Raw genomic sequence first — 17362 nt, forward strand, 5'->3', positions numbered from 1 at the left:
ATTTTTTACCCAGTTTAAGGGAATGATCATCGTTGCCAGTTATAGTTTTGTGGTAGGGTGGCTTATTTTTAAATTCATCAATTTTATTAATCCGTTACGGGTTTCTGAAGATGAAGAAACTGCCGGGTTGGATGAGTCACAACATGGAGAAAATTATGTGCAGGGAACCTTATTGGTAAAATCTGAAGGGATATTAGAAGAACGACCTGTTCACTAAAATATAGAAAAGATTAAATTTAAAAAATCCGCGATTGTTATCGCGGATTTTTTTATGCCTTGTTTTTTAGAAAAATTTATAACAATTCCTTTTTTACTATAAAATTCTGCCTAAAATAAATAATATATATTCTTATGTAATATAAGATTTTAAAATAAATTTATTGTATTTTATATAGTAAATTAAAAATTATCTAATAAAATGACTTGTTTATACACATAAAATTTATAAATATGTAATTAAATATGGGTTACATTTAATTATTCTGTGTATTATTGTACAATAGATAAATATTATTATAAATAAGAATATATATTATGATCTATTAAAATATGATGAATTGCATTGCCACAAATAATTCAAACTCTTTACTTCACCAACTACTAAAACAAAAAAAATGATTAAAAAATTTTTTGGAACTGCAATCATCTCTTTGGTAACCCTGCAATTTGTGTATGCCCAGGATTCTACAAAATCCTTAACCATTTCCGGATCTGTTGATGGTTATTACCGCTACAATTTTTCCAATGCTGCAGGTAACAGTAACAACAAAACCAGTTTTACCAATTCACAGAGTTCATTTGCACTGGGTATGGCAACTATAAAAGCAGATGCAACGGCTTTGTCTGGTAAAGTAACTGCTACAGCCGATCTTGGCTTTGGTACAAGGGCCGAAGAATTTTCTTACTACGAATCTGCCACCAAATCAACCCTTGCAATGGTTAAGCAGTTATTTGTTACCTACGCTTTGTCAAAAAATGTAAAACTTACTGCTGGTAAATTTGCTACGCATGTTGGTTATGAAGTAATGGATGCTCCCTTAAACAGAAACTACAGCATGTCTTACATGTTTACCAATGGCCCGTTTTCTCACACTGGGGTAAAGATGGATGTTACTGCCGGACCGGTAGGTTTTATGGTGGGTGTTGCTAATTTCATCGACCAGACAACTTCTACTACTAACACAAAAACATTAATTGCCCAATTTAGTGGCGGATCTAAAAATGGTAAATTGAAGGCTTACCTCAATTATGCTGGTTTTTTTGGAGCAGAAAACGCTTCAAATCCATTATCGTTAAAAAGCCTGAGTCAGCTTGACCTGGTTGTTAATGCTACCGTAACAGATAAGTTTGGCATTGGTTTTAATGCTACGACCCAAAGTCGCCAGCAAGTGGCAGGTTCCTTATTGCCAAGTGGTAGCTGGCAGGGTTATGCACTTTACCTGAATCTTGATCCTACGCCAGCTATTGGCTTAACTTTAAGAAGTGAACTAATCAGTGACTCAAAAATTGTGTATCCCTCTGCTTTTGGAGCAAAAAGTATTTTTGCAAACACCTTGTCCTTAAATTATAAAGTTGGTCCTTTTATTCTTATTCCCGAATTAAGGTTTGAATCTGCCCAAAGTGAAATTTACACCAAAAGTGACGGTACCGGTGCTAAATCAACCGCTACAGCTTTACTGGCAGCAGTTTATAAATTCTAATTATTTTTTCAACCAACCTTAACCAATAAAATTTCTATTATGAATGTAAGAAAATTCGGTAAATGGAATCGTCACCGGTTTGCAGTTTACACAATGGCTGTAGTAGTTACGATACTAATGTTATCACCCATTATTTCGATTGCGCAGGATGCAAGTGGTACCGCAACGGGCACCATTAAGGATCTTGGCATTGATACCCTTGCTGCCACAAAAGATACTGCTTTAAATAAAGTAATATCATCTGTAAATGCTATTGGTAATGCAGATGGGCATAACAAAATTGCAATTAATATTATGTGGACCTTAATTACAGGTTTCCTTGTAATGTTTATGCAGGCTGGTTTTGCAATGGTAGAAACAGGATTTACACAGAAAAAAAATGTAGCACATACCATGTGCATGAACTTTTTGATTTATGCAATTGGAATGATGGGCTTTTGGATTTGCGGTTTTGCAATCATGTGGGGTGGTGCCTTTAATGTTGCTGCATTGGGTGGTTCTGCCGGAGTTATACCTTCCGAATATGTAGTGCATATGTTTGGACACGATTTTGGTATTTGGGGTAAAGCTGGATTCTTTTTAAGCAGCAAGTATTATGATGTTGGTATTTATACTTTATTCTTATTCCAAATGGTGTTTATGGATACCACGGCCACTATCCCTACCGGATCAATGGCGGAAAGATGGACCCTTAAATCATTTGTAGTATACGGTTTCTTTATTTCAATGTTTGTATATCCGCTTTTTGGCAATTGGGTTTGGGGCGGCGGCTGGCTGTCGCAATTGGGGGCTAATTTTGGGTTAGGCCACGGACATGTCGATTTTGCAGGTTCTTCTGTGGTTCACATGGTTGGTGGTGTTGCCGCACTGGCAGGCGCAATTGTTATTGGGCCACGGTATGGTAAATATGGAAAAGATGGTAAAGTAAATACGATTCCTGGTCACAATATTCCAATGGCCATTATCGGTACGTTTATTTTGGCCTTTGGTTGGTTTGGTTTTAATCCGGGATCAACTTTGGCTGGAGGCGATTTGCGTATCGGGATAGTGGCAACCAATACTATGTTAGCTGGTGGTGCAGGTGCATTGGCTGCTCTTTTCTACATGTACGCAAGGGGTGGAAAGGCTGATCCAGGTATGATTGCAAACGGTTTGTTGGCTGGTCTGGTGGCTATCACAGCCCCCTGTGCATTTGTAACTTCTACTTCTTCTGTTATTATTGGTGCTATTGCTGGTCTGCTGGTGATTGCAGTTTACAATTTTGTAGATAGAAAGCTAAAAATTGATGATCCGGTTGGCGCATTTGCCGTGCATGGTGCAAATGGTGCATGGGGTGTGCTTTCCGTTGGGCTTTTTGCTGACGGAAGTTATGGAGATGGCTGGAATGGTGTTGCTGGTCCTGTAAAAGGTTTATTTTACGGAGACGGCAAGCAATTTGTAGCACAACTAATTGGTACATTAACCTGCGCAGTATTTGTGTTTGTCGTAATGTATTTCTTCTTTAAATTATTAGATAAAGTTATTCCATTACGAAGTAAAGAGGCAGATGAAATAGCTGGCTTGGATATAGCTGAAACGGGCGTACTCGGATACGTAGACTAAATAAATTAAATGGTCTCATCAATTAATACTGATGAGACCATTTTTTAATTTTTGATTTCCATAATTTATAGAAGGTGAAAAGACTTGTAAACCGGTTAATGAGCCCTTTGCGCTATTTTATTAACGATAGCCGTACGACGGGTGTTATTTTAATTGCCTGCACTTTGCTTTCTATTTATTTGGCCAATTCCAGGTTTGGCATTAACTATAGAAATTTCTGGAGCAGTGAAATGCATTCCGCTATAGCGTTGCACCTTCCGGGCAATTACCTGGAATGGATCAATAATTACCTGATGGGTATTTTCTTTTTGATGGCGGGTACCGAAATAAAAAGGGAATTGATGGAAGGTGAATTATCAACCTTCAAAAAAGCGATCCTTCCATTTGGGGCAGCACTCGGTGGCATGATGGTACCTGCATTGATCTTCATTGCTTTTAATGTACACTCCAGTTATATCAGCGGATGGGGGATACCTACGGCTACAGATATTGCATTTTCGCTGGGTATTGCATCTTTATTGGGCAAGCGGGTTCCATTGAGTTTAAAAATATTATTGATGGCCCTGGCTATTATTGACGATCTGGGTGCAATTATTGTTATTGCCTTGTTTTATGGGGGAAAATTGCATTGGATATTTCTCGCTGTTGCAGGTATATTTTTTCTGGCATTGCTGGCCTGTAATTATTTAAAATTAAAATTTGGGGTACTGCAAATTATTTTGGCTTTATGCCTTTGGTACTCCATCCTGCAGTCTGGCATTGAAGCAAGTATTGCAGGGGTAATATTTGCATTTACAATACCAACATCTAAACTGGTGGCAGTTGAAAAGTACATACACAATTTTGTAAACTTTTTAATTTTGCCTCTTTTTGCATTGGCTAATACAGCGCTTTTTATACCAGATCATTTTATTACTTCCTTAGGCAGTACTGTAGGGATAGGTATCATTGCAGGATTGGTGGTTGGCAAGCCTTTGGGCATATTTTTAGTAAGCCGCATACTGGTATCCCTGAATATTGCAAAATTGCCCCTCAACATTCAGTGGAAACAAATTCTAGGAATGGGTACACTCGCAGGTATTGGTTTCACCATGTCTATTTTTACTACCATGCTGGCTTTTGGCGACGATGCAATAAGAGACATTGCGAAGATAGCGATCCTGGCAAGCGTGGCATTATCTGTTATTGCAAGTATCCTTTATTTTTGGGCAATTGATAAATCGGTAGTTCACCTGCATAAACCAATTATAAAAGCTCCAATAGATTTGCAACTGGGGCTTACCTAGAAAGAATAGATTTTTGATATGCCAGGAAATTTTTTCCACCCGCTATCTTATGGCGGGTGTTTTTATTTTCGGGATTTAGTTTTTCGTAAAGTTACGAGGGAAAATATGGGTACAAAAAACGCAACATCAGTTGCGTTAAAAATATAATCAAAACAAAAAGATTTGTATTATACCGCTACGTTATTATGTTTATCTTTTAAATAAACAAATGCGGTAAGACCGCCGATCCATCCAATAGATACAAGCAACACTTTGGTTACTTCAATGATAACCGGACTGTAATTGAAAATCCGGATATCTGTTAAAAAAAAAGTGATTAGTGACATACAAAATTTACATTTATCATGTAAAGGTGGTATCAAAATTTCAATAAAACAATTACCTGTACAGCATTACAGCCGAATCAGCAATACGTGAAATATATTGAAAAAAGTAGTATATTAATGAAAGGCCCGCTATTCTTTAGTATATTAACAGTTAGTAAAAAATTAATGATTTATTTTGCAAAAGGATAACAGGTGACAAACAAATGATAAAAAATAAATCAAAAATTTTGAAATCTTTCGGGATAAAAAATATTTTTAAATAAATTAAAAATATTTTTTATTTTGTATAAAATAGCCGGGAAATTAAAGAAAAATGTCTTTTTAAGATTAACCATTTTTCAGTTTATTCACTACTTCCAGGTCCTGGATTGATAAGTTTTCCCACCACCCGTCATTTACATCTGCCAATCGATACTCGGTGTCAACATCATAATTTCCCTCTTTATCTATCAGGTAAAAACAATTATTTAAAGTATCTAATACGCTGTTTACAGATTTTAATTCCACAAATAACAGTCTGCTGATAATTTTTTTATTCGACTTTTGTTCCAGGAAATCGACCCTTTGCTGTAGGTCTAAAATTTTATCATCTCTGCGTGCCAGTAAATAACTCGCTGCAAAAATGCTAAAAAGAAAAACAATTATTAATCCAACTATCATGACTATTTTATTAATTGTAAAAATATCAGGCAGAATTTCTGCCTGCGTTAATGATACCAAAGGAGGAGCGCATGATCAATTTTTCATAGGTTTCCTTTAGAGGAGAATTAATCAGGTTATCATCAATCTCCCGTATGTTCATGATAGCAAATTGTTGAATCGTTAACAACGGCAGCACAATTCTTTCTCTCATTGAGATAGATAAGAGATCAACCGGGTAGTCACTCATCATTTCTTTTTTGCCCGAAATTTTTAAAATATATTCACGGGTTAAATTAAATTCGTCGTAAATAATATTCCAGATTTCACTATACTTCGCATCGGTTGACAAATATTCCGTTAATGGAAAAAATGATTTTTTCATGGACATCTCACAATTATCCAGCAACGTTTTAAAAAATAATGACTTATTGTACAGTACTTTTAAAGCCTCAAATTTTCCTTGCTGATCTAATTCCTTTAAGGAAGTACCCACACCAAAATAACCGGTAACATTTTGTTTTAGTTGAGACCATGCACCTACATAAGGAATTGCCCGAAGGTCTTTTAAAGACAATTTACTGCCACCCGGGCGCTTGGCAGGACGGCTACCGATATTGGTTTCACTGTAAAATTTAAGCGGACTTACCTGGGATAAATAATCTGTAAAGCAGGGATCATTTTTTAATGAACTGTATTTTTCAAAGCTAACCTCTGCCAGTTGTTGCAATAGATTTTCTTCAGCATCCTCCAGCAGAACATGGCGGTTGTTAAAAAGTTCGTTGGTGATGCCGGCATGCAGTAACTGTTCGATATTAAATTGTGCACTTTCAACAGTACCGAAACTGGAGCTAACCGTTTGCCCCTGCACCGTAAGCTGAATTTCCTTGTTGGAAATATTTTTGCCCATAGAAGCATAAAACTTATGCGTTTTACCACCACCTCTTGACGGAGGTCCGCCCCGGCCGTCAAAGAAAAGCACTTCAATTTTATTAGCTTTGGAAACGGAACTAAGGTTTTCTTTTGCTTTGTAAATGCCCCAGTTAGCCATCAGATAACCGCCATCCTTTGTGCCATCAGAAAAGCCAAGCATGATGGTTTGATTTTTCTTTCTGCCTGCCAGATGCGCCGCGTATACGGAATTTGAATACAATAGTTTCATTACATCCGGTGCATTCCGTAAATCTTCCACCGTTTCAAATAACGGTACAATGTCTACGCTTAATGCGTCTTTTTTCCATCCACACAGTAAAAATAAACCGTAAACTTCCAGTACATTCAATGCACTGGAGCATTGACTAATGATATATCGGTTGCAACCGGCTTCTCCGTTAAAATCCTGAATGATTCGTATAGATTTTATCGTAGCAATTGTATCTGCCACCAATGGGTCATCAAAATTTTCATCTTTCAGGCATACGTCGATGTTGATGAGCATATTTATTTTTTCCTCGTCGGACCTGGTTGCATAATCTGTTGGCAGGTAACCAGATTTTTTTGCGATGGCTTCAAGTACTGTATTGTGTACGGAGCTTTCCTGGCGCACGTCGAGTGATGCAAAATGTAAACCAAACACATTTACTTTATTAATGAAATTATCTATCAGATAAAGAAACAAACCATTGTGTTTGTAAATCAGTATTTCTTTAATCTTATGCAACTCAGATAAAATCTGCATTTTATTGATAGCAGTACGCTGACCCGGTATAAAAATATTATTATACATTTCAGTTTCAAGGTCTGCCAATATGGTGTCTACTCCTACAAAAGTAAGTCTCCGTTTGATTCTTCTTATTTCCAGGTAATATGATTTTATGATGCTTCCTCTTAATGCATCTGCTACTTTCAAAGTGGTAACAGCAGTAACAAACGGATTGCCATCCCTGTCACCGCCGGGCCAAAAACCCATCGTAATAATGGGGTGATTCGGGTCGATTGCATTGGGAAATTGGGAAGTTATAAAGGACATGATCCGTCCTGTGGCAGCATAAAAAATATTTTCAAGATACCACACAAGGTTTAACGCTTCATCATAAGGTGTTGGTTTTTGTTTTTTAAAAAAAGGCGTTTTCCCCAACTGCTGCAGGTACATATTAATTTGTGCGGCATTGTTTGTCATCAATGCCTTTGACAAATCGTTAATGATGCCCAGTACTGAACCAGGGTAAAATTGTGTTGGATGTGCAGTCAATACCAGTCTTACAGCAAAGTTTTTTAGTTTCGCAGAAAGTTCTTCTTCTTTATTATTTTGCAGTACTTCACTTTCAAGGTGCTTTAGGGTACCAACGCCACCCATGTCATTTATTTCTTTAAAAGAAGCATCTTCCAAAGCATCAAATAGTACTACTTGTCTTTCTATATATTGAATAAATCTAAACAGCAGGTCAAGTCTTTCCTGTGGCTGTTTGTAAATAGTTTGTTTGTTAAAAAATTCGTCAATAATTTCAACCGGGCTCTGTTTTTTGCGGTACCCTTCTTCACAATTATTTTGTAATAATGAAAGCAGAATGCCGGTTTTTTCAATACGGTGAAAAGGAAGGGAGGTGAAGAGGCTATTGTATAACTGAAATTTTATTCCAACTAGATTTTTAAAATGCTGCAATCCTGTAGATGACTGGTGATCCATATTTAATAATTATTAATAAAAAGTAATAAAGCTGGCAGCAATTACTGTAAAGCATGAAAATACTTAAAAAATTTCAAATCGCTTGCCTTGGTTACAAATATTTACTTAATTTAGCCTTTACAAAAGTGGTACAAGTACAATTACATATTTTCACATCCCAATCATTGTTAGCATTCCCTGCTATTGATATCACTATTACTACAACAGGTACAACCCGATAAGGGTTACACAGTTTCATATTATCTTTGGGCGATTGCTGCTTTTCATACATGAGTATTGCAGCTACAATTTTTACATCACATACATAAATAAAAGAAATGCAGGTTTTAAAGTTTGGAGGAAGTTCTGTAGCCAACGCAGCAAATATTAATAAGGTAATTGAGATTGTTAAAGAAAAAATAAAAACAGATAAAATAATTGTGGTTGTATCAGCCTTTGGGGGAATAACGGATATTTTGTTACAATGCAGCCAACTGGCAGCCGAAGGCAATGAAGCCCACAAAAAAAAATTACATGAAGCAGAATTACGGCATCTTACAACGGTAAAGGAACTCATCACTATTACACAACAGAGTGCTGTATTGAGTTTGGTAAAAACTTTGTGTAACGAAATGGAAGATATTTGCACTGGTATTTTTTTATTGAAAGAGTTATCTGAACGTACCAAAGACAGGATTGTGAGTTATGGAGAAATTTTATCCTCTAAAATTATCGCCGCCAAATTAAATACAGAAGCAATCACTTGTGAATGGATAAACTCTGCAGAGCTCATTGTTACCAATGCAAATTATGGTTCAGCCGCGGTTGATTTTTCTATTACGGATAAAAAAATAGCAGATTATTTTGCAGCATCCACTTCAACGCTGTTTTTGATGCCTGGCTTTATTGCTTCGGATATCAACGGAGTTACCACCACGCTGGGTCGTGGCGGTTCTGATTATACTGCAGCCATTGTAGCAGCGGCACTACCAGCAAAGGTTTTAGAAATATGGACAGATGTATCCGGCATGATGACCGCTGACCCAAGACTTGTAGCAAATGTAAAAATCATTCCAGAAATTTCTTATCAGGAAGCAATGGAATTGTCTCATTTTGGCGCCAAAGTAATTTATCCTCCTACCATACAACCCGTAAGCAGCAAAGGCATACCAACCTGGATAAAAAATACATTTGCTCCACAGGATAATGGAACCGTTATTCAAAAAGAAACCAGCAATAACACCAATAGCATACGTGGTATTTCCAGTATTAACAGCATTGCTTTATTAAGTCTGGAAGGCAGTGGTATGATAGGTATTCCGGGTTTTTCAAAAAGATTATTTGAGGCTTTGGCAGTAAAAAAAATTAATGTAATCCTGATTACTCAAAGTTCTTCTGAACACTCAATTTGTGTTGGTATGGATGCATCCAATGCAGATGTCGCAAAAGCAATCATTGATGAGGCATTTGCGTACGAAATTGAAACTAAAAAAGTAGACCCAATCACTGTAGAAAAAGATTTGGCGATCGTTGCCCTTGTAGGCGATAATATGAAAAGTCATCCTGGTATCAGCGGCAAAATGTTTGGTAACCTTGGGCGTAATGGGGTAAATGTTCGTGCTATTGCGCAAGGATCTTCTGAAAGAAATATTTCTGCGGTTATATGTACACAAGATGTAAAAAAAGCCATCAATGTATTGCACGAAGAATTTTTTGAAACAGTGTATAAAGAGATCAATCTTTTTATAGCCGGAGTGGGTAATGTTGGCGGAAAACTAGTAGCGCAGATTTTACAGCAACAGCAATATCTTTTAAAAAACCTGCATTTAAAAATAAATGTAGTAGGCATTGGCAATAGTAAAAAAATGTTGTTCAAAGATGAAGGGATTAACCTGAAACAATGGAAAGAATTACTAATCAATGAAGGCGAAGCGATGGATATGCAGTTGTTCATTGAAAGGATACAATCAAAGAATTTACGCAATGCAGTTTTTGCGGATGTTACCGCCAATGAAATGGTAGCCACTTGTTATGAACAGTTACTACAAAAAAGTATTTCGGTAGTGGCTTGCAATAAAATTGCCTGTTCCTCTACCTATGCATATTATAAAAAATTAAAAAATCTTTCGCGTGAATTCAATGCGCAGTTTTTGTTTGAAACCAATGTGGGAGCCAGTTTACCCATTATCGGAACATTGAATGATCTGTTACGCGGCGGTGATAAAATCAATACTATACAAGCCGTATTAAGCGGCACACTTAATTTTGTTTTTAATAATTATGATGGTAAAAAAAGTTTTGCCACCATTGTACGCCAGGCACAGTCAGAAGGATATACAGAGCCTGATCCAAGACTGGATTTAAGTGGTAAAGATGTGATGCGCAAAATAATGATATTGGCAAGGGAAGCAGGCAACGTGTTAGAAATGGAAGATATAGCCAACAATAGTTTTATGCCGCCAGCCTGCATGGTAGGTTCTGTTGAAGATTTTTACAAATCGATGGAAGAACATGAAGCCCATTTCAGGCAATTATTCATTGATGCAGGAATTAACAAATTGAAATTTGTAGCCGGGTTTAAAAATGGTAAAGCTTCTGTAGGTTTACAGCATATCGATTCTCAACATGATTTATATCATTTATACGGAAAGGACAATATTGTACTCTTTTATACCGACCGTTACGTAGAGCAGCCGTTGGTAATAAAAGGGGCAGGTGCTGGTGCCGATGTAACTGCATCCGGTGTATTTGGAGACATTATCAAAGCATCACGAGTATAAAAAAATTTTTAAGAGATGAATAAAAATATAAGCAGATATGACTGAACATCCAAACGAAATACAGGCACAAAGTGGAAAACGCAATAGTCTCCCTTTAGTAGACAGGGGCTTGCTTGTAAAAGTTTTAGCACCTGCAACTGTGGCTAATTTAGTTTGTGGTTTTGATGTATTGGGTATGTGCCTGCATGAACCCAATGATTTAATGGAAATAAGGTTGCTGGATGAAAAAAAGATCATCATCATCAGTGCAGACGGCTACCCGTTACCGTTAGATCCCGCACAAAATACGGCCGGAGCTCCTTTGGTTGAAATGATCAATGAATTACCGGGTAATATTGGTTTTGAAGTAACCATTCACAAAAAAATAAAACCCGGTAGTGGGATAGGTTCCAGTGCGGCCAGTGCTGCAGGTGCTGTAGTAGGTGCCAATTATTTGATGAACGATTTTTTTTCAAAACAAGACCTGGTACGCTTTGCTATGTTTGGTGAAAAAGTAGCATCTGGTGTAAAACATGCCGATAATATAGCCCCCTGTATTTACGGTGGAATAACGTTGATCCGCAGTATTCATCCACTGGATATTATTCCTATTCCAGCTCCGGAATTGTATGTAACTATTGTTCATCCGCAAATTGAAGTGCGTACTTCGGATGCCCGGCAAATTTTGCGTAAAGAGGTATTGTTAAAAGATGCCATCCGGCAATGGGGTAATATAGCCGCACTGGTAGCGGGTTTCATTCAAAATAACCTGCTATTAATTGGACGCTCGCTGGAAGATGTGATCATTGAACCGGTAAGAAGTATTTTAATTCCGGGCTTTGATGAAGTAAAATTAAAATGCAAAGAAGCAGGTGCATTGGGTGGTGGAATTTCAGGTTCAGGTCCTTCCATTTTTATGCTGAGCAAAGATGAACTTACTGCTATTGCAGTTGAAAATGTAATGAAAGAAATTTATAATCATATTGGTTTGGATTATCATACTTATGTTACTACTATCAATCAAACGGGAGTAACTGTAATTAATAATTAATAATTGATAATTAACAATTAATAATTCTTTCGTGACCAATAGTATTCAAAATAGTTAAGAGTAAAATCTGCTGCAGAATCAACCATTCATTGACGATGATTGCCCATTATTATTAATTCTTGATTTTTACTTAAGAAAAGACCTACAACTTTAAAAGCATGCAATACTACAGTACCAATAGCCAATCTCCCAAAGTAGATTTTAAACAAGCCACCATTAAGGGACAGGCGCCGGATAAGGGTTTGTATTTTCCGGAACAAATACCCATGCTGCCAAAAGAGTTTATTGAAAATATTACTAATTATTCCGATGAAGAAATTGCATACCAGGTTATCAAACCTTATGTAGGCGATGCAATTCCCGATGCTGAACTGCGGAGAATTGTAGGCGAAACTATCAATTTCGATATCCCTTTGGTGAAAGTAACAGACACTATTTTTTCTTTAGAGCTGTATCATGGTCCTACACTGGCTTTTAAGGATATTGGCGCCAGATTTATGAGTCGCTGCCTGGGTTATTTTGTAAAAGACTTGAATAAAAAAGTAACTGTATTAGTAGCCACATCAGGCGATACCGGTGGTGCAGTAGCCAATGGTTTTTATGATGTGGATGGAGTAGAGGTGGTGATATTGTACCCGTCGGGTAAGGTAAGTTCTGTACAGGAAAAACAGCTAACCACACTCGGTAAAAATATTCATGCATTGGAAGTAAGCGGTACATTTGATGATTGTCAGCAAATGGTAAAGCAGGTATTTACAGATGAAGCACTGAATGAAAAATTATTTCTTACTTCAGCTAATTCAATCAATGTAGCCAGATGGCTGCCGCAACAATTTTATTATTTCTTTGCCTATAAACAATGGGCACAAAAAAATAATCCGCCAGTAATAGCCGTTCCCAGCGGTAATTTCGGTAATATCTGTGCAGGTATTTTGGCGCACGTTTCCGGCTTGCCGGTAAAACATTTTATTGCTGCATGCAATGCCAATGACGTTGTGCCTGCATTTATGGAAACAGAAAAGTATGAGCCTAAAAAAGCTGTTGCTACTATCTCCAATGCAATGGATGTTGGTAACCCCAGTAACTTCATCCGTATTCTCGAAATTTTTCACCATCAGTTTACTAGTCTTCAAAATGTATTAAGCAGTTGCAGTATTACAGATGCTGCAACAAAAGATACTATACAAAAAGTATATCAGGAGGAAGGTTATTTATTAGACCCACATGGAGCAGTAGGGTTTCTTGCTTTACATCAATATTTACAAAACCACCCTGCCGAAAAAGGTATTGTACTTGAAACAGCTCATCCAGTAAAGTTTTACGATGTGGTAGAGCCCGTAATTGGACAAGCAGTAACAAAACCAGCATCTGTGCAAAAGCAATTACTTTTAGAAAAAAAGAGCATTAAAATTACAGCAAGTGTAGATTTGTTGAAGGCATTTTTATTATCCATTTAAAACCCATCAGGCAAATTTTGCATTGATCTCACCGTAAATTAAAACAGGTGCCTGGCTATGCGGCAGACTGCTCTACAATTTCATCCATTGTAATAGCACTATGGCTTTCATCGTATACACATTCGCCGTTTTTTATTAAAAGTACCTGCGGAGATTGGTGGCTTACATCAAATTCATCTGCTATTTTTTGGGAAATTTCTCTGTGTTTAATTAGGTCCAGGTAGTAGAAATCAATTCCTTCCGGAGAGGTTCCTCTTTCCAAACGGCTTTTGGCCATACTGCTGGTTGGGCAGCGGGTGCTATGCTTAAAAATAAGCTGAGGTTTAGCATTTGACAGGGTTTTAACCTCGCTCAATTGCGCTTCATTGGTAATTTCAATCCAGTTCATATAATTTGCAGGGAGTTACTATCTTAATGAATAATTTTTTCTGTCATTGGACAACCAGTGCCTCTTCGGCTTGAGTAGCAGGACAACAAACCTGCTGCAATGGTATAAATTACCAAAATTGTCAAGATGATTTTTTTCATTTGTTTTATTTAATTTAATCAGGATCGTTAAAGCTTAAAGGTACAAAACATGTATTATTAATATTGCAATCATGTTTTGTGATTAAAATCTTAACTTGCCTTTAGTATTTCAATGTTCATTTTTACACGGGCTATCAATATAGTAATGAATGTACATTGCTTTATTACCTACAGTAACAACCAATTAAATCAATATCAAAACTCTTTCAATGTCTTTACAATTAGTCCGGCCAATTGCCTTTTTAGATTTAGAAACAACGGGTGTAAATCTCTCTACAGATAGAATAGTAGAAATAGCAATTATAAAAATTTTGCCGGATGGCAGCAGGCAGGCAAAACGAAAGCTGCTCAATCCGCAGATGCCAATTCCGGCTGTAACTACCGCCATACATGGTATAACCGATGAAATGGTAAAAGATGCGCCCACTTTTAAACAGGCCGGAAACGAATTAAAACAGTTTATAGAAAATTGCGACATGGGTGGTTATAACAGCAATCGTTTTGATATACCCATGCTGATGGAAGAATTTTTGCGTGCCGGTATGGATGTAGATCTCAGCGCCCGCCGGATGGTAGACGTACAGCATATTTTTTACACCATGGAGCCCCGCACCCTAACTGCGGCTTACAAATATTATTGCGAAAAGGAACTGATAGATGCCCACAGTGCAGAATCGGATGTGAATGCAACGATTGACGTTTTGCTTTCACAGATACAACGCTATCCCCAATTAGGTAATTCTATAGAAAGTATTTTAGGGTCTATCGGAGAAGAAAAAATAGTAGATTATGCCCGCCGCTTTTTGTTTAATGAAAAAGGAATTGAAGTTTTCAATTTCGGTAAACACAAAGGCAGGCCGGTTACCGATGTTTTAAAAGCAGAACCCCAGTATTACGATTGGATGATGAGAGGAGATTTCCCTTTGCATACCAAGCAAAAACTGACGGAAATTTTGAACAGAACCCTGTTAAAGAATATTTAATTAAAGAGATCCTGTTAAATGGAAGGGAAAATATTATTTACAAATTGTACATTCGTCAAAAGTTAACAATTTAATCTTTGGAGAAATTAGTTATTATACCAACTTACAACGAAAAGGAAAATATAGCTTCCATTATTGAGGCTGTATTTTTACTTGATCAGCAGTTTCATGTACTGATCATTGATGATGGCTCACCCGATGGAACGGCTTCAATTGTAAAATCACTTTTTTCAAAATACCCGGCACAGTTATTTTTAGAAGAACGCAAAGGAAAATCGGGTTTAGGTACCGCTTATATTCATGGATTTCGATGGGCGTTAGAAAAAGGCTATCAGTTTATTTTTGAAATGGATGCTGACTTTTCTCACAATCCGGCAGATTTGCAAAAGCTGTACGAAGCCTGTACGAAAGGAGCCGGGGTTGCAGTAGGGTCAAGATATGTAAAAAACGGGGCTGTTGAAAACTGGCCTGCCAACCGTATAATGTTATCAAAAGGGGCTTCTTTATACACAAGAATTATAACCTGGATGCCGGTAATGGATCCTACCGCAGGTTTTGTTTGCTACCGGCGGGAAGTTTTAGAAGCCATTAATTTATCGGGTATTCATTTTGTAGGTTATGCCTTTCAGATAGAAATGAAATTTGCCGCTTGGAAATTAGGCTTTACCATTAAAGAAGTACCCATTACTTTTAAAGACCGCAAATTGGGCGATAGTAAAATGAATAAAGGAATCATTAAAGAAGGTGTTTTTGGCGTGGTTAAATTACGTTGGCAAAGCCTTTTTAAAAACTATCGCAGCAATGTAAAAAATACCTACACAGTAAACTTTCAGCAGCAGGAGCAGGATGTGGTGCTGGAAGGAAAATAGTTTTACCCTTTATTTACCTGCTTTTAATTAACCATTTTAGTTTGATCTTTTTAATGCAGTTATTAAAAAGATATTTTCTTTTTTTTCTTAAATTTTTTTTTCATCGATAGCTTTTTTTCTCCAAACCTTTTTCTCCAACTCCCGCTGTTTCTCCAATTTATTTGTCTTGTTCACTCCAAAAGCTATCATAATTTCCGGGCATTTTTTTATTGTAAAAAGAAATTACAAAAAACTACTTCTTTTTAATAAAGTAGTTTTAATTATTTTTATGTCCTTCAACAAACAATACAATAATTAATAGCAATTTACATGTATGATATCTGTTGCGTAGGGCATATAACATTAGATAAAGTAATAACTGCTAATGGCGAAAAACTTATGGCAGGAGGAACATCTTTTTATTTTTCCAATGCTTTGAGTAATATGGATGTAAATTATTGCCTGGTTACTTCGCTTGCTGAAAGTGAAATGCATTTTGTGGATGACTTGCGTATTAAAGGTCTGACAGTGATTGCATTGGCCAGCAAACATACCGTTAATTTCGAAAATAATTATTCTAAAAATCTGTATCATCGTACTCAACGGGTGCTGCAAACAGCTGATAGCTTTACAGTAGAACAACTTCATCAGGTGGAAGCCGCTATTTTTCATTTAGGCCCGCTGCTGGCAAATGATATACCACTGATGTTAATAAAAGACCTTGCAAACCGGGGTAAAATATCTTTGGATGTGCAAGGCTATCTGCGTAAAGTAGAAAACAAAAGTGTTCAGGCAATTGGTTGGCAAGATAAAAAAGAAGCGCTGAAATATGTAGACATTCTCAAAGCCGATGAAGCTGAAATGGAAATGCTGACGGGATATAAAGATGTACGCAGAGGAGCAGAAATGTTGTGTGAATGGGGCGTAAAAGAAGTGGTAATAACATTTGGCAGTAAGGGATCTTTAATTTATGCCCAACATATTTTTTATGACATACCTGCTTATACCCCTGCTGTTGAAATTGATACTACCGGTTGTGGTGATACCTACATGGCGGGCTATTTATACCAGCGTATATCCGGGGCCTCCGTACAGGTGGCCGGCGAATTTGGGGCTGCCATGGCTAGTCTTAAAATTGAGTCATCCGGACCGTTTACCGGTACAAAGAAAGCTGTGCTGATGCAAATGGAAAAAAGCAAAACATATTACACTACAATAAATTAAATTATGAAACACTTATCTAAGGGGATGTTATTATTGGCATTGATATGCTTATCTTTTGGGGTACCTCCTAAAAAAATAAAAGTACTTTTTTTTGGAGATTCCATTACGCAGGCTGGTGTACAACCCAATGGCTACATTGTAAAATTAGACAGCATTATAAAACAATCACATTTGCCCGATTCAATTGAACTTACCGGCGCTGGTATTGGCGGTAATAAAGTGTACGACCTGTATTTGAGAATGGAAGAAGATGTATTGAAAAAAAATCCTGACGTGGTAGTAATTTATGTAGGCATCAATGATGTGTGGCATAAAGCCACCTCTGGTACCGGAACAGATCCGGATAAATATGAA

The 17362-nt window shown here is 37.0% G+C and carries 14 protein-coding genes and 1 pseudogene; 11 read left to right on the plus strand and 4 right to left on the minus strand.

Annotation, left to right across the window (positions count from 1 at the left end; all coding sequences use genetic code 11):
* The 4 genes and pseudogenes from H7254_RS13150 to nhaA all read left to right on the plus strand — a co-directional run.
* Positions 1–217 (plus strand): annotated as a pseudogene (locus H7254_RS13150) (ammonia channel protein); the annotation flags it as partial.
* A gap of 397 nt (positions 218–614) precedes the next feature.
* Entirely contained in the window at positions 615–1700 is a 1086-nt protein-coding gene (locus H7254_RS13155) for a porin (RefSeq protein ID WP_301933405.1), read from the plus strand.
* 39 nt (positions 1701–1739) lie between these two features.
* The gene (locus H7254_RS13160) at positions 1740–3302 is read left to right on the plus strand and encodes an ammonium transporter (RefSeq protein ID WP_301933406.1); all 1563 of its coding nucleotides are present in this window, start codon (positions 1740–1742) and stop codon (positions 3300–3302) included.
* Between the two features lie 74 nt (positions 3303–3376).
* Complete coding sequence (gene nhaA / locus H7254_RS13165; protein ID WP_301933407.1) at positions 3377–4588, plus strand: Na+/H+ antiporter NhaA; 1212 nt, start codon at positions 3377–3379, stop codon at positions 4586–4588.
* A 167-nt stretch (positions 4589–4755) separates the two neighbouring features.
* On the opposite strand, the gene H7254_RS13170 is transcribed toward nhaA, so the two are convergent.
* The 3 genes from H7254_RS13170 to H7254_RS13180 form a co-directional block, all read right to left on the minus strand.
* Positions 4756–4914, minus strand: a complete 159-nt coding sequence (locus H7254_RS13170; RefSeq protein WP_301933408.1) for a hypothetical protein — start codon at positions 4912–4914, stop codon at positions 4756–4758.
* A 327-nt stretch (positions 4915–5241) separates the two neighbouring features.
* The gene (locus H7254_RS13175) at positions 5242–5574 is read right to left on the minus strand and encodes a hypothetical protein (protein ID WP_301933409.1); all 333 of its coding nucleotides are present in this window, start codon (positions 5572–5574) and stop codon (positions 5242–5244) included.
* A 25-nt stretch (positions 5575–5599) separates the two neighbouring features.
* Positions 5600–8179, minus strand: a complete 2580-nt coding sequence (locus tag H7254_RS13180; protein ID WP_301933410.1) for a phosphoenolpyruvate carboxylase — start codon at positions 8177–8179, stop codon at positions 5600–5602.
* Positions 8180–8496: 317 nt separating this feature from the next.
* On the opposite strand from H7254_RS13180, the gene thrA reads away from it, so the two are divergent.
* From thrA to thrC, 3 genes are all read left to right on the plus strand, one after another.
* Positions 8497–10938 (plus strand): bifunctional aspartate kinase/homoserine dehydrogenase I, encoded by a 2442-nt coding sequence (thrA, locus tag H7254_RS13185; RefSeq protein ID WP_301933411.1) that lies wholly within the window; start codon positions 8497–8499, stop codon positions 10936–10938.
* A gap of 37 nt (positions 10939–10975) precedes the next feature.
* Entirely contained in the window at positions 10976–11968 is a 993-nt protein-coding gene (locus tag H7254_RS13190) for a homoserine kinase (RefSeq protein ID WP_301933412.1), read from the plus strand.
* Positions 11969–12126: 158 nt separating this feature from the next.
* Entirely contained in the window at positions 12127–13425 is a 1299-nt protein-coding gene (gene thrC, locus H7254_RS13195) for a threonine synthase (protein WP_301933413.1), read from the plus strand.
* A 55-nt stretch (positions 13426–13480) separates the two neighbouring features.
* On the opposite strand, the gene ytxJ is transcribed toward thrC, so the two are convergent.
* The gene (gene ytxJ, locus H7254_RS13200) at positions 13481–13813 is read right to left on the minus strand and encodes a bacillithiol system redox-active protein YtxJ (protein ID WP_301933414.1); all 333 of its coding nucleotides are present in this window, start codon (positions 13811–13813) and stop codon (positions 13481–13483) included.
* A gap of 349 nt (positions 13814–14162) precedes the next feature.
* On the opposite strand from ytxJ, the gene H7254_RS13205 reads away from it, so the two are divergent.
* The 4 genes from H7254_RS13205 to H7254_RS13220 form a co-directional block, all read left to right on the plus strand.
* The gene (locus H7254_RS13205) at positions 14163–14936 is read left to right on the plus strand and encodes a 3'-5' exonuclease (RefSeq protein WP_301933415.1); all 774 of its coding nucleotides are present in this window, start codon (positions 14163–14165) and stop codon (positions 14934–14936) included.
* A 77-nt stretch (positions 14937–15013) separates the two neighbouring features.
* Entirely contained in the window at positions 15014–15805 is a 792-nt protein-coding gene (locus H7254_RS13210; protein WP_301933416.1) for a polyprenol monophosphomannose synthase, read from the plus strand.
* Positions 15806–16114: 309 nt separating this feature from the next.
* Positions 16115–17008, plus strand: a complete 894-nt coding sequence (locus tag H7254_RS13215; protein ID WP_301933417.1) for a PfkB family carbohydrate kinase — start codon at positions 16115–16117, stop codon at positions 17006–17008.
* Positions 17009–17011: 3 nt separating this feature from the next.
* Positions 17012–17362, plus strand: a 351-nt coding sequence (locus H7254_RS13220; protein WP_301933418.1) for a GDSL-type esterase/lipase family protein, incomplete at its 3' end; no start/stop codon positions are given.

The sequence above is a fragment of the Ferruginibacter sp. genome (genome assembly GCF_014377975.1).
Classification (GTDB): Bacteria; Bacteroidota; Bacteroidia; order Chitinophagales; family Chitinophagaceae; genus Ferruginibacter.